The 13,828-nt window shown below is 72.7% G+C and carries 12 protein-coding genes and 1 pseudogene; 8 read left to right on the top strand and 5 right to left on the bottom strand.

Annotated elements, in window-relative coordinates; genetic code table 11:
• The first annotated feature begins 69 nt into the window (after window positions 1-69).
• From H9I49_RS11915 to asnB, 4 genes are all read left to right on the top strand, one after another.
• Window positions 70-837, top strand: a complete 768-nt coding sequence (locus H9I49_RS11915) for an SURF1 family protein (protein WP_370587544.1) — start codon at window positions 70-72, stop codon at window positions 835-837.
• The gene (locus tag H9I49_RS11910) at window positions 834-1,229 is read left to right on the top strand and encodes a DUF3817 domain-containing protein (RefSeq protein WP_188030601.1); all 396 of its coding nucleotides are present in this window, start codon (window positions 834-836) and stop codon (window positions 1,227-1,229) included. Before H9I49_RS11915 ends, H9I49_RS11910 begins: the two co-directional genes overlap by 4 nt.
• A gap of 10 nt (window positions 1,230-1,239) precedes the next feature.
• Complete coding sequence (gene guaA / locus H9I49_RS11905) at window positions 1,240-2,841, top strand: glutamine-hydrolyzing GMP synthase (protein WP_370587543.1); 1,602 nt, start codon at window positions 1,240-1,242, stop codon at window positions 2,839-2,841.
• Window positions 2,842-2,919: 78 nt separating this feature from the next.
• Window positions 2,920-5,556, top strand: coding sequence for an asparagine synthase (glutamine-hydrolyzing) (asnB, locus tag H9I49_RS11900; RefSeq protein WP_188030600.1), 2,637 nt, complete (start codon window positions 2,920-2,922; stop codon window positions 5,554-5,556).
• An 82-nt stretch (window positions 5,557-5,638) separates the two neighbouring features.
• On the opposite strand, the gene H9I49_RS11895 is transcribed toward asnB, so the two are convergent.
• Window positions 5,639-6,460 carry a PIG-L family deacetylase gene (locus tag H9I49_RS11895; protein ID WP_188030599.1) on the bottom strand — a complete coding sequence of 274 codons (822 nt, stop codon included), beginning with the start codon at window positions 6,458-6,460 and terminating at the stop codon, window positions 5,639-5,641.
• Between the two features lie 35 nt (window positions 6,461-6,495).
• Here H9I49_RS11895 and H9I49_RS11890 point away from each other — a divergent pair, with 35 nt between their 5' ends.
• From H9I49_RS11890 to H9I49_RS11875, 4 genes are read left to right on the top strand one after another with little or no spacing between them, the layout of a single operon-like run.
• Entirely contained in the window at window positions 6,496-7,620 is a 1,125-nt protein-coding gene (locus tag H9I49_RS11890; RefSeq protein WP_188030598.1) for a glycosyltransferase family 4 protein, read from the top strand.
• Window positions 7,617-8,324 carry an NUDIX hydrolase gene (locus H9I49_RS11885; protein WP_188030597.1) on the top strand — a complete coding sequence of 236 codons (708 nt, stop codon included), beginning with the start codon at window positions 7,617-7,619 and terminating at the stop codon, window positions 8,322-8,324. Before H9I49_RS11890 ends, H9I49_RS11885 begins: the two co-directional genes overlap by 4 nt.
• Window position 8,325: 1 nt before the next feature.
• A complete protein-coding gene (locus H9I49_RS11880; RefSeq protein WP_223128646.1) occupies window positions 8,326-8,688 on the top strand; it encodes a hypothetical protein in 363 nt (120 codons plus the stop codon).
• Window positions 8,689-8,715: 27 nt separating this feature from the next.
• Window positions 8,716-8,928, top strand: coding sequence for a hypothetical protein (locus tag H9I49_RS11875; RefSeq protein WP_188030596.1), 213 nt, complete (start codon window positions 8,716-8,718; stop codon window positions 8,926-8,928).
• Between the two features lie 1,292 nt (window positions 8,929-10,220).
• Here the strand turns inward: H9I49_RS11875 and H9I49_RS24455 are convergent.
• From H9I49_RS24455 to H9I49_RS11855, 4 genes and pseudogenes are all read right to left on the bottom strand, one after another.
• Window positions 10,221-10,592, bottom strand: a pseudogene (locus tag H9I49_RS24455) (sigma factor-like helix-turn-helix DNA-binding protein); the annotation flags it as partial.
• A 90-nt stretch (window positions 10,593-10,682) separates the two neighbouring features.
• Complete coding sequence (locus tag H9I49_RS11865; protein WP_188030594.1) at window positions 10,683-12,257, bottom strand: amidohydrolase; 1,575 nt, start codon at window positions 12,255-12,257, stop codon at window positions 10,683-10,685.
• Window positions 12,254-13,246, bottom strand: a complete 993-nt coding sequence (locus H9I49_RS11860) for a quinone oxidoreductase (RefSeq protein WP_188030593.1) — start codon at window positions 13,244-13,246, stop codon at window positions 12,254-12,256. Before H9I49_RS11860 ends, H9I49_RS11865 begins: the two co-directional genes overlap by 4 nt.
• A gap of 34 nt (window positions 13,247-13,280) precedes the next feature.
• Complete coding sequence (locus H9I49_RS11855; protein ID WP_188030592.1) at window positions 13,281-13,769, bottom strand: GNAT family N-acetyltransferase; 489 nt, start codon at window positions 13,767-13,769, stop codon at window positions 13,281-13,283.
• Between the last annotated feature and the right edge of the window lie 59 nt (window positions 13,770-13,828).

The following is a 13,828-nucleotide window of genomic DNA, read 5'->3' as shown; positions in this document are numbered from 1 at the left end:
GGCCGAGGAGTCTGGCACGGATGGGCGCCCGGGTCAGGTCGGCGTCGCGGGGTGACCTACCCTTGGGGCGTGTTCCGGCGGCTGCTCACCCCTCGCTGGGTCGGCATGGTCGCGGCCCTCGCCGTCGTCGTCACCGCGTGCGTCCTGCTCGGTCTGTGGCAGCTCGGCGTGGCCCGCGACTCCGGACGTCAGGAGGCGGTCGCAGCGGCCTCGTCACTGCCGCGCGCACGCCTCCAGCAGGTGACCGGGCCGCACGCTGACTTCAGGGCGGAGTTCTCCAACCGTCGCGTCTCGGTCACGGGGACGTATGCCGCCGAGCGGAGCCTCGTCGTCGTCGACCGTCGGCTGGGCGACCGGGAGGGCGCGTGGGTCGTCACCCCGCTCGAGACCGCGGGCGGCACCGTCGCCGTGCTGCGCGGGTTCGTCCCCGGCACCCCCGCGTCGGCGCCCGAGCCGCCAACCGGCCTCGTCACCGTCACCGGCACGTTGGGGCCGGCGGAGTCGCCACGCGACGGCACCGATCTGCCTGCACCGCAGGTGCGCTCGATCGACCTCGCCTCCCTCGTCAACGAGTGGCCGGGCGACCTCTACAACGTCGTCGTCCTCGCCTCCGCGGAGACCGAGGGGGCAGCGCCGGGGGCCGACCTCGCACCGGCAGGTCTCACCCGGGTGCCACCGCCCGAGCTCGCCGCGCCCCTCAACCTGCGCAACGCGGCCTATGCGGTGCAGTGGTGGGTCTTCGGGATCTTCGCGATCTGGATGTGTTGGAAGATGTTCCGAGCAGAGCAGCAGGCGGGTCAGCCGCTCGCTGCACCGAGAGAAAGCGCCGAACCGTGAGCACGTACCCCCAGGCCCTCGCGAAGCCGAAGCAGATCCGCTCCGCGCTGTCGCTCTACCGCGTCCTCGCGATCATCGCGGGCATCGCGCTGTTCGTGCTCATCCTCGAGATGGTCATGAAGTACGGGTTCGACCAGACGAACCTGCTGACGCAGTACTGGAGCCCGGTCCACGGCGTCATCTACATGGCGTACGCCGCATCGGTCGCCAACCTCGGCCTCAAGGCGGCCTGGGGGGCGGTGCGCATCGTCAAGAACCTCCTCGCCGGCTTCGTCCCCGTCGTGCCGTGGATCGCTGAACGGCGCAACACGGCCGAGACGGAGGCGATGCTGTCGCGCGCGTACATCGCCGGCGACGGAACGCCTGACCGGACCACTCCCGACGGCCGATAGGCTGACCCGCGTGACCGACGCTGTGCCGAAAGACCTGCCGACCGACCTGCAGAGCCATCCCGTCCTCGTCGTCGACTTCGGCGCCCAGTACGCCCAGCTGATCGCCCGCCGGGTACGCGAGGCCCAGGTCTACAGCGAGGTCGTCCCGCACTCGATGAGCGTGGGCGACATGCTCGCCAAGCAGCCCGCGGCGATCATCCTGTCCGGGGGGCCGAGCTCGGTCTACGAGGAGGGCGCACCGCGCCTCGACCCGGCGCTCCTCGACGCCGGCGTTCCGGTCTTCGGCATGTGCTACGGCTTCCAGTCGATGGCCCAGGCCCTCGGCGGCACCGTCGCGCGGACCGGCGCACGTGAGTACGGCAAGACCGACGCGGCCATCAGCGGCGACGACTCGACGCTCTTCGCCGGCCAGCCATCCAGCCAGGTCGTGTGGATGTCCCACGGCGACTCCGTGAGTGCGGCCCCCGAGGGCTTCGCCGTCACGGCCTCGACACCCGGCACGCCCGTCGCAGCCTTCGAGGACGATGAGCGTCGGCTCTACGGCGTGCAGTGGCACCCCGAGGTGCTCCACTCCGAGCAGGGCCAGCGCGTCCTCGAGAACTTCCTCTGGAAGGGTGCCCGCATCACCCCGGACTGGACCCCGGGCCACGTCGTCGACGACCTCGTCGCGACGATCCGCCAGCAGGTCGGCGAGGACCGAGTGCTGTGCGCCCTCTCGGGCGGCGTCGACTCGTCCGTCGCGGCCGCCCTCGTCCAGAAGGCGGTGGGCGACCAGCTGACGTGCGTCTTCGTCGACCACGGCCTGCTCCGCGAGGGCGAGGCCGAGCAGGTAGAGAAGGACTTCGTCGAGGCCACCGGAGTCGACCTCGTCGTCGTCGACGCGCGCGAGCGCTTTCTCGCGGCCCTCGCGGGCGTCACCGACCCCGAGGCGAAGCGCAAGACCATCGGCGAGCAGTTCATCCGGGTGTTCGAGCAGGCGGCGCGTGATGTCGTGCACGACCGCGGCGACGAGGAGCACCCCGTCAAGTGGCTCGTCCAGGGCACCCTTTACCCCGATGTCGTCGAGTCCGGTGGCGGCGAGGGAGCCGCGAACATCAAGAGCCACCACAACGTCGGTGGCCTGCCCGACGACCTCCAGTTCTCGCTCATCGAGCCGCTGCGCACCCTCTTCAAGGACGAAGTGCGCCAGGTCGGCCTCGAGCTCGGCGTGCCCGAGGTCATCGTCTGGCGCCAGCCCTTCCCGGGCCCCGGCCTCGGCATCCGGATCATCGGTGCCGTCGACGCCGAACGCCTCGCCGTCCTGCGCCGGGCCGACGCCATCGCCCGCGAGGAGCTGACGAAGGCCGGGCTCGACCGCGACATCTGGCAGTGCCCCGTCGTGCTCCTCGCCGACGTGCGGTCCGTGGGGGTCCAGGGCGACGGCCGCACGTACGGCCACCCGGTGGTGCTGCGGCCGGTGGCGTCGGAGGACGCGATGACGGCCGACTGGGCGCGGGTGCCGTACGACGTGCTGGCGACGATCTCGACGCGCATCACGAACGAGGTCGAAGAGGTCAACCGCGTCGTTCTCGACGTCACGAGCAAGCCGCCGGGCACCATCGAGTGGGAGTGACCCCGGGAGGTCCCTCGCGGCGTCCGCTCGGCGACACGGCATCCGGCCGCGGAGGCGCACCCAACTAGGGTGGAACCCATGTGCGGAATCGCCGGACACCTCGCTGTCCCTGCCGACGATGCCCTGCTCGACCGACTTCTCGGGGTGCACCCGACGGCTCCGGCGGCGGCCGTGTCGCGCGACGGTGACGCCGGTCTGGGGGCTCGCGTGCCGCGCGACGGCGACGAGCCGGCAGTTCTGGTGACGGGGCGGGGTGGACGGTTCACGCTCGCGTTCGACGGTGAGCTCTACAACCGCAGCGAGCTGCGTGCGGACCTCGAGACGCTCGGGCACGACTTCGCCGTGGGCAGCGACGCAGAGGTCGTCCTGGCGGCGTTCACCGAGTGGGGGACGGACGGGCTCGACCGCCTCGACGGCGCGTTCGCCCTCGCGGTCTGGGACGCCGACACGCGGCGCCTGACACTCGCCCGCGACCACTTCGGCCTCCGGCCGCTCTACGTCGCGGCAGCGGGCGCCGGCTGGCTCTTCGCGAGCGAGATCCGCGGCATCCTCGACAGCGGCCTGCACGAGCGGCGGCCCGACGACCGGACGATCTACCGCTACCTGCGCTTCCGCGTCCACGACGACGGGCCGGCGACCTTCTTCGCCGGCGTCGAACGCGTCGGAGCCGGTGAGGTCGTGACGCTGGGCCCGGACGGGCTCGAACGCCGGCCCTACACCCGGCTGCGCGAGGAGCTCGCCGAGCTCTCGCGATCGCCCCGGGCGTACTCCCCGGACGTCGCGCGGGAGTTCCGCACCCTGCTGACCGCGGCGGTGCGGCGGCGCGCGGCGACGTCGGGACCCATCGGCACCTCGCTCTCCGGGGGTCTCGACTCGGCGGCGATCGTGGCGCTGCTCGACGAGGTCGGGCGCGAGCCCGGTCGTTCCTTCGCCGACGAGGTCCACGACGCCTGGTCGGCCGTCTACCCGGGGTCGCGCAACGACGAGGTCGAGCACATGGACGCCGTCGTCTCCTCGCTCGCCGGGCGGGTGCGCCACCACCGCATCGAGCCCACACCGACCGAGTTCAAGAAGGACCTGCGCGACCTCGTGCGCACGCAGGAGGAGCCGCTCGTCTCGACCGGCGCGTACACGCAGTACCGCGTCCTGCGCGAGGCGGCGGAGCAGGACGCCGTCGTCCTCGACGGCCACGGCGGCGACGAGACGCTCGCCGGCTTCGGACCGCACCACCTCATCCACCTGCGCGAGCTGCGGTCCCGCAGCGCGGTGGCCGCGGCGACCGAGCTGGGCCACTCGCTCGACGTGCTGTACCGGCGCGGCCGGCCGCTCATCGGCGACCGCCTGCACGGCCGCAAGGACGTGCCCGTTCCCTCGCTCCTCGACCCCGCCTTCGCCCGCGAGCACGCCGCCGAGACGTATGCCGTCGAGCGGTCCGACCTGCGCGCGCGCCTCGCCGCAGACCTCTTCGCCGGCTCGTTGCCCGCCCGCCTGCGCTACACCGACAAGAACGCCCGGCGCTTCGGGGTGTCGGTCCGGCTGCCCTTCGTCGACCGGGCCCTCGTGCGGTTCGTCTTCGGCCTCGACGACGACGCGCTCGTCAAGGACGGCGTCGGCAAGCGCGTGCTCCGCGACGCCATGCGCGGCCTGCTGCCCGACTCGGTCGTCGACCGCCGCGACAAGGTCGGCGCGGCGACGCCGCAGGGCGAGTGGTTCATGCGGCTGAAGAACCACATCTACGGCGAGTTCCTGTCCGAGTCGTTCGCGAACCGTCCCTACTTCGACCAGACCGCCGTGCTGCACGCCTTCGAGGGCTGGATCAAGGGCACGAACTCCATCGACTCCATGACCGTCTGGCGGATGCTCAACCTCGAGCTGTGGCTCCAGGAGTTCTTCGACGAGCACGACCCCGACGAGGACGCCGACGAGGAGCACGTCAAGACCGACTACGAGCCCAACGCGCGCAAGCAGCTGGACCTCGTGACCTCGGACGGCACCGCGGTGCGCCGCTACCCGCTGCGGACCGACCTCTATGCCCGCGAGGACGACCTCGAGGCCAAGACCCTCGGGTACATCGACCGCTTCTTCTCCGGTCTGCCGGACGCCGGGGCCGGCCACGCCGCGGTGACGAGCGGCCGGTGGTACCTCTTCATCTCCGAGAAGATCGTCGCCATCACGCAGGGCCGCTCCTTCTTCATCTGGGACATCAAGGTGGGCCGGCCGGCACGGCTGCTGAGCCGGTACGTCACGCGCACACCGGCCGGCATCGGCCTGGGGTCACCGTTCACGATGCAGCTCGCCATCGAGGAGGCCGGCCTGCCCCGTGTCCTCTTCGCGTCGGCCGGCGGCGCCGTGGGCAAGGTGCTCGGCAAGCGGGGCCTGTTCTACGACCTCGTGGGCGGCGACATCCGGGCCATCGACGGGCCCACCGAGTACTCGGTCTACCCGGCGAACGTCTCGGCGAAGCTCGGGCCCAAGGATCCCGACGATGTCGCGTCGCGCCTGTCGGCCGCGATCCGTGATCGGGTCCCCGAGGCCTACCGCGACACGTTCGGCGGCACGGTCGTCATGGACGCCAACGACATCGGCCGCAACGTCCTCGGCAAGGACGCGCCCGGACCGAAGGAGCGCTACGAGGCGATGTTCGCCGACAACCCGCTGGGCCAGGGCTCGGAGCAGACGCCGATGGCCGTCGTCTTCGAGCACCCCTCGACCTGACCGTCGAGAGGCCAGCGTCCGCGGCCTCCCACCCGGGCGGCCGGAGTCCGGCCTCCCACCCGTCGAGAGGCCACGCTCGGGGTCAGTCCAGCCCCTCGAAGACGTCGCGCCGGATCGGTGAGCCGGCCGGCAGCGACCGGTCGACGAACCACTCGCGTCCGAAGACGACGTCGTAGAGCGGCCGGGGGATGCGCAGGAACGCCGCGAGCGTCCGGTCCGCTCCTCCGTCTGCGCTCGCCTGGGAGGCGTGCGCCCGCATCGAGGCCCGCTTGGCCGTGATGTGGCGCCGGACGTCGATCCGGTGGGTGATCTCGCTGCGCGCCGAGAAGGCCCGGTCGAAGCTCGACCGGTCGAACTCCGGCGGGAACCGGTAGACGCGGGCGGCGAGGTCGATCGCGCGACAGATCGTGTCGCGCGGCACCGTCGCCTCGAGCACCTTCGGGGTGCCTGCGAGCTCGGCCGCGCGGCTCCCGACGACGTGGACCTGCTTGTGGTCGGGGTGGCCGTAGCCCCCGTTGTGCTCGTAGTGGAGCAGGACGTCGACCTGCTCCTCACGCAGGATCGTGGCGAGCCGCTCGGCGGCCTCCTCGACGTCGGCGCGCACGAAGCGGGTGCCATCCGGCGGGTCGGGTGCGAGCTCTGGTCCGAGACCGCTGTCGGCGTAGCCGAGGTGCTCGACCCTGGCGACCCCGAGAGCGCGGGCGCTCGCCCGCAGCTCGTCCATGCGCGTCGCAGCGAGCGTGCGTTCGCCGGCGTACTCGCTGGCAGCGAGGCCGAGCTCGCCGTCGGTCGCGACGACGACCACGACGCGGTGCCCCTCGGCGGCCGCGCGCGCCATGGTGCCCGAGGTCAGCAGGGCCTCGTCGTCGGGGTGGGCGTGGAAGGCCAGGAGGGTGTGCCGCACAGTCACCCATCTTGGCCCATGACACAGTGGTGCCCGTGAAGGTGGCCCTCCTCTCCGACTGCTACCTGCCCCGGTTGGGCGGGATCGAGGTCCAGACGCACGACCTCGCGCGGCACCTCATGGCCGCGGGCCACGAGGTCGAGGTGTTCACGGCGACCCGGGGCCCACAGGGCGAGATGCACGGCGCGGTCACGGTCGTCGACGGGGTGCCGGTGCACCGCCTGGCTGCGCGCATGCCGTGGGAGCTGCCGGTCAACCCTTTCGCACCGGGCGAGCTGCGACGCCGCCTCGTGCGCGGCGGCTTCGAGGTCGCCCACGTGCAGACCGGCGTCGTCTCACCATTCGCGTGGGACGGCACCCGAGTGGCGCTCGGCCTCGGTCTCCCGACCGCCATGACGTGGCACTGCATGCTCGCCGGGGTGGCGCCGGTGTTCGGGGCGGCGCGCTTCGTGCGCCGTTGGGCGGCCAGGGGAGTCGCCATGTCCGCAGTGTCGGATGTCGCGGCCGAGCCACTGCGCCGGATCGTCGGACCCGAAGCCCGGGTCAGTGTGCTGCCCAACGGCATCGACGTCGCGCGGTGGGCCGCCGGTGCTGTCGATCGAGCGCCGGGGCCGTTGCGCCTCGTGACCGCGATGCGCCTCGCCGCGCGCAAGCGTCCGGCGGCCCTCGTGGAGCTCGTCGCCCGGGCCGAGCGCGCGGCCGGTCGGGGGTCGGTCTCCCTGACCGTCCTGGGTGAGGGGCCCGACCGCCGCAAGGTCGAGGCGCTCGTGCGCGACCGGGGCCTCGACTGGGTCTCGCTGCCCGGCCGGGTCACCCGCGACGAGCTGCGCCAGCGGTATGCCGCCGCCGACGTCTACCTCTCACCCGCCCGTCTCGAGTCGTTCGGTATCGCGGCCCTCGAGGCACGCACCGTCGGACTCCCGGTCATCGGCCGGTCCGGTTCGGGCGTCGGCGAGTTCGTCACCGACGGTGTCAACGGCATTGTCGTGTCGAGCGACTCGCAGATGAGCCAGGCGATCGCCCGTCTGGCGAAGGACCCCGGCGACCTCGAGCGCATGCGGGCCTGGAACGTCAGCCACCCGCCCGAGCAGGAGTGGTCGCACGTCGCGGCCCTGGCCGTCGGCGAGTACGAGCGCGCTGTCGGGCTGGTGCGACGATGAGGACGAACGTCCCGGGCGGGATCCGCCTCGTCGCGCTGGGCGGCGACGACGAGCGCCTCGTCGAGCTCGCTCTGGGCCACGGAGAGCATCCCGAGGTCGTCCTCGGTGCCGCGGGTTGGATGATCGAGGCGCCGGCGTTCGCGACGCTGCGGCGGGACGGGGCGCTCGAGCTGGGCTTCCGCGTGGGTGAGCTGGACGGCATCCCGCCACGGTCGGCGACCGTCCGGAGGGACGTCGGGGTCGGCGACGACGAGGTGGGGGAGCCGTACCAGCGCGTGGCAGCGTACGCCGTCGTCACGAGCGCCCGTGGCGTGCTGCTGACCCAGTTCAACACGCAGACGCACGTGGCCGGCGACTGGGGGCTGCCGGGTGGGGGACTCGACGCCGGCGAGTCCCCGGTCGACGGGCTGCACCGGGAGGTGTGGGAGGAGACGGGCCAGGTGGTCGAGCTCGGCCCCCTCGTCGAGATCCAGTCGCACCACTGGGTCGGCCGCGCGCCCAACGGGGTCGTCGAGGACTTCCACGCGGTGCGGCTCATCTACCGCGCGACGTGTGCCTCACCGGCCGACCCCGTCATCCACGACATCGGTGGGACGACGTCGGACGCCCGGTGGTTCTCACCCGAGCAGATCGTCGGACTGCCGATGCCGCCGTTGTCGCGCAGCCTCACGGCCCGGCACGGCCCGCTCTCCGACGCTCCGTAGGATGTCCGCCATGGACCTCGTCTACAACCTCCTCGTCGCCCTCCACCTGCTCGGCATGGCCGCGGTCGTCGGCGGGTGGGTCGCCGTCCGGGCGGGGCGCACCGTGACCGCCCCCATCGTGTGGGGCGCCCGCGCCCAGATCGTCACGGGCTTCCTCCTCGTGGGGATCGCCTCCGCCGTCAAGGACGACGAGCACGTGGTCAACAACAGCAAGATCGCGGTCAAGCTGGCCATCGCGCTCGTCGTCGTGGCTGTTGCAGAGATCGGCGCCGCCCGCGCCCGCAGGGGCGAGGACACCGGCCGTCTCCTCGACGTCGCCGGCGGCGGCGCCACCGCCAACGTCCTCGTCGCTGCACTGTGGTGACCGTCCTCCTCCCGACCGGCAGCTGAGATGCATTGGAACGCAGGCGTTCTCGCCGGACTGCTCATCGGACTCGTCTGGCTCCTCGCGGGCACGGCCCTCGTCGTCGTCGGGCGCCGCCGCCGCGCCTCGAGGGCGGAGGGGGCGGGGAACATGGCGGTGATCGGGATCTTCCTGCTCGCGGTCGGCGGGCTGACGTGGTTCGCCACCCTCCTGCTGTCCGTCGTCCCCGGGGCGCCCTAACCGACGGTGAAGCGCGCCCCGAGCGCGATGACCGGTGGCACGGTGTCGGACGTGAGGAAGTGCGAGACCCGGTGCACGACGCCCGTCTCGACGTTCCAGGCCATGATCCAGGTCCCGGTCGGCGCGACGGAGAGGTAGACGACCTCGCCGCGCACGGTCCACCCGAGCACCGAGCAGCAGTCCGTGGCTCGCGGCTGCTCCTCGCCGAAGACGAGCATCCGGTCGCGGCCGAGCGCGTTCGTCGCGACGATGACGTGTCGGGGTCGGACGGCCTCGATGTCGCGCGCGTCGTCGGCCCCGAGGCGGAAGGCGGACGCGTACTGGTCGGCGTCCGACACTGTCTCGCCGAGGGGGTGCGTGCGCGGCCAGCCGACCGGCGTGGGGCGGTCGGCGGGGTTCGGAGGGTGGTCGTCGAGGACGGTGCGTCCGCCCACGACGCGGTACTCCCTGGCGCCCGGCCGTCGGGGTGGCTCCGGCCCGGGCCAGAGCGGCGACAGGCTGGGCGCCCACAGGCCCTCGGCCGAGCCGGCGAGGAGGTGGTTGCCGCGCCATGACGCCCACTCGAGGGTCTGTGAGGGGATCGCGGTCGTTCGGACGGTCAGGGCCCCCACGTCGAACACGACCACCTTGCCCGGTTGCGCGAAGGCGATCATGGTCTTGTCGCCCGAGAACGCCCAGATCCCCAGCGGGGGCCTCGACACCCCCGCCGTCGTACGCACGTCGGTGAGCAGGAGGGTGTCCACCACGAGCTGCTCGCCGTCCCCCCAGACGACGACTGGGACCCACCGGCCGGGCGCTCGCCGCTCGAGGTAGACGGCGTCGCCGAACGCGCCCAGCACACCGGGGGCCAGAGCGCTCACCCGACGTTGGCTGCGCACCGGGTCGATGACCTCGGGGAGTCCGGCACCGAGCGCGGGGAGCGTCGACTCGGTGCCGGCGGTCGGGGCGAGGACGTACCGGAGGCCGTCGGCGGTCGTGTGCCACACCGCCTGCTCGGCCCGCGGCACCGGCGTGAGGCTCTCGGGCGAGGGGACCGTCAGCCCGGTCACGGTCGGCTCATGCCCGGCGAGGGCAGCGCCACCGAGGACGAGCGCGGCCGCGGTGACGGCAGTGAGCGCGCGTCGGCGCGTCGTCGAGCGGTGCAGCAGCGCGTCGTGCCAGGCCCGCTCGGCCAGGTCCACCTCGCGGACGGGAGCGCTTGCCGCCTCGAGCAGCACCGTGACCTCGGCGTGGGACGGGGGCGGCTCGTCGCCGGAGGCAAGGGCGACACGGCCGGCGGCATCGAGGTCGCGGACGTGCTCCGGGGAGATCCCGAGGACATCGGCGGTGTCGTCGACCGACCGCCCCTCGTAGCACTGCAACACGAGCACGGCGCGTTGTCGGGGTGTCAGCCGGCGCAGGCGGAACGGGACAGCGGGGGACGCGCCTCCGGCACGCTCGTCGGCCTCCGCGGCGGTCACGGCGGCGCGGTGAACGCGGGGACGCACGTAGGCGTCGGGGACCTTCCCGCGCACGTGGTCCCAGTGGAGCGCGAGGCTCGTGAACGCCCGCAGCACCAGGCGTTCGGCGCGCACGACGTCACCGCTCACGAGGTGCGCGGCGCGGAGCAGCCGAAGCTCGCGCGCCCGCACGTAATCGGCGAAGTCGGCGTCGATCTCACGCATGCGTCCTCCTCCCTACAGGATGGACGCATCTCGGTCCGTGCGCACCGGCTCCGCGCGCCCCCAGAGGCTCGGGGCCGTATGCCGCCTCGCTCAGTCCCGGGTGAAGGCGAGCTCCCCGCCGACCCAGGTCTGGAGCACGACGGTGTCACGGATGTCGGCCGGCGACGACTCCTCGAGCGCCCACAGGTCTCGGTCGACGACGACGAGGTCGGCGAGCTGGCCGGGTGCGAGCCGACCGACGTCGGTGCGCCCGACCGACTCGTGCGCGGCGACGGTGAACGCGTGCACCGCCTCGTCGAGCGAGATCCGCTCCTCGGGGCGCCAGCCTCCGACAGGAGTTCCGTCTGCCCGCGTCCTGGTGACCGCGGCGTGCAGGCCGTGGAACGGGTTGGGGTCCTCAACGGGAGCATCCGAGCCGAACGCGACCCGCACGCCGGCGTCGAGGAAGCTGCGCCAGGCGTACGAGGCGAGCCGCCGGGGCCCGATGATCTCGTCGGCGAGCTCGAGGTCAGCCGTGCAGTGGCTCGGCTGCATCGACGCGACGACGTCGAGCGCCCGGAACCGCGGGATGTCGACGGGCAGCACGTGCTGGGCGTGCTCGATGCGCAGCAGCACGTCGAGGCCCTCCGCACGGAGCGCCGCGAACGAGTCGAGGACGAGCCGGTTGGCCTCGTCGCCGATGGCATGGGTGACGACGTCGAGGCCCGAGCGCGCGGCGAGGAGGGTGCGCTCGAGGAGCACCTCGTAGGGCATGGCGGCGATGCCGCATCCCTCGTGGCCGATGAACGGCTCGGTCATGTGCGCCGTGTGCGATCCGAGGGCGCCGTCGCTGAAGAACTTGACCGGCCCGACGCGGAACACGGCGTCTCCCTGACCGGAGCGGCGGCCCTCGGAGATCGCGCGCTCGAGGTCGGGGTCACGTGTGCACTTCGTGACGCGCAGGCGCAGGGCGCCGTCGGCGTGCAGCTCGGCGTAGGCGGCCCGCGCGTCCTCGCCGTCGATGTCGGTGATGCTCGTCAGCCCGACCGACAGCAGCCAGTCCTGGCATCGCTCGAGCCAGGGTCGGAGGGGTGACTGGTCGCGCGGGATGGCGTCGAGCAGCTCCTGGGCCGACTCGCGCAGGATGCCGGTCGGCTCGCCGTCGGCGTCACGCACGATCTCGCCGCCGATCGGGTCGGGTGTGTCACGCGTGATGCCGGCCCGTAGCAGCGCAAGGGAGTTCGCCCAGATGGTGTGGCCGTCGACGCTCGCGAGGGCGGCGACCCGGTCACCCGACACGCTGTCGAGCGCGTGGCGGTCGGGTTGCTGGGGCAGGGCCCAGCGGTTGTGGTTCCAGCGCCCGCTGTGCAGCCACTCGCCCTCGGGCAGTCCCTCGGCGTGGGCCCGCACCAGCTCGAGGACCTCCTCGAGCGACCGAGCCTCGCGCAGGTCGACCGAGGACAGGTCGCGCGAGAGCCAGGCCGTGTGGATGTGGGCGTCGTGGAGGCCGGGCATGACGAGCGCTCCGGGCAGGTCGACGGATGCGGTCCCGGTACGTGTCGATGCGTCCATGGCGTCATCGCCGACCGCGACGACCCGGCCGTCCTCGACGAGCAGGGCATGGGTCCACGGGTTCGACGCGTCGCCGGTCCAGATGCGCTCGTGCCGGAAGAGGGTGCGGCTCATGCCTCGGTGGCTCCGGGCACCAGGACGAGCTTGCCCGTGGTTCGCCGGCCCTCGAGCGCCTCGTAGGCGTCCGCCGCCTGCTCCAACGTGTAGCGCCCGCCGATGTCGATCTTCAGCGAGCCGTCGGCCACGGCGTCGAGCACCTCGTTCGCTCGCCACTCGTACTCGGCGCGGTCGGCGACGTAGTGCCCCAGCGTCGGCCGGGTGAGGAACAGTGAGCCGCCGCTGTTGAGCCGCTGGATGTCGAGGGGCGGCACCTGACCGCTCGCTCCGCCGAAGAGGACCATCATGCCGCGCGGCCGCAGGGAGGCGAGCGAGGCGTCGAACGTGGCCTTGCCGACGCCGTCGTACGCGACGTCCACGCCGCGTCCGGCAGCGGATCGGACGGCCCCGGCGAGATCGTCGGTCGTGGAGTAGTTGATGAGGTGCTGGGCGCCGAGCTCCCTTGCGATCTCGAGCTTCTCGTCCGAACCGGCCGTGGCGACCACGGTCGCGCCGCGTGCCGTGACCATCTGGACGAGCAGCTGGCCGACCCCGCCCGCCGCGGCGTGCACGAGGGCGATCTCACCCTCCCTGACGGCATACGTGCTCGTGACGAGGTAGTGGGCGGTGAGGCCCTGGAGCATCGCGGCCGCGGCGACCTCGAGATCGACGCCGTGGGGGACGGGCACGACGAGGCGGGCGGGCTTGTTGACGACGGTCGACTCGCTGCCGGTGGACTGGCACCAGGCGACCCGGTCGCCCACGGAGAGGCCGGCCACCCCGGGGCCGACGGCGGTGACGGTGCCCGCGCCCTCCTCGCCGAGGACGAAGGGCGTCGGCACGGGGTAGACGCCCTGGCGCTTGTAGACGTCGATGAAGTTCACGCCGGCGGCCGCGACCTCGACCTGCACCTCGCCCTCAGCGGGGTCAGGAAGGTCGTGCGTGCGCACCTCGAGGACGCTGCGGTCGCCGGGCTCGGAGACGAAGACGCTGGTCGCTTGGGTCATGCCCGCCACCCTACGACCGGCGTCGTGGGCTCCCTCAGGCGGAGGCGAGCCGGGCGAGGCCGTCCCCGTCGAGGCGGAAGGTCATCCAGTCGTCGAGCGTGCGGGCGCCGTGCGCGCGGTAGAACTCGATCGAGGGCGTGTTCCAGTCGAGGACCGCCCACTCGAGCCGGGTCCAGCCGCGCTCGATGCAGGTCGCCGCGAGACGCGCCAGCAACGCCTTGCCGATCCCGTGGCCGCGCTGCTGCGGGTCGACGAAGAGGTCCTCTAGCCAGATGCCGGCCTGCCCGGTCCACGTCGAGAAGCTGCGGAACCAGATGGCCATCGCGACGACCGTGCCCTCCCGTACGCCCACGAGGGCGTATGCCGTGGGGTCGCCCTGCGCGGGGAACAGGGCGTCGGCGAACTGCCGGGGAGTCGCCGTGGCCGCGTCGGGCTCCTTCTCGTAGGCGGCGAGGCCCTGCACGAGCCGGATGAGGTCGGGCACGTCGGCCACGGTGGCCTCGCGGATCTCGAAGTCGCTCACCCAGCCATCCTGCCCTCTCGCCCCGGCTGGTCGGGCGGGGCCCGTCGAGGCGGTCCGCT

The organism is Terrabacter sp. MAHUQ-38 (assembly GCF_014518425.1).
GTDB lineage: Bacteria > Actinomycetota > Actinomycetes > Actinomycetales > Dermatophilaceae > Terrabacter.
The sequence above is the reverse complement of the archived record's forward strand: the minus strand, read 5'-3'. Positions and strand labels throughout refer to the sequence as shown.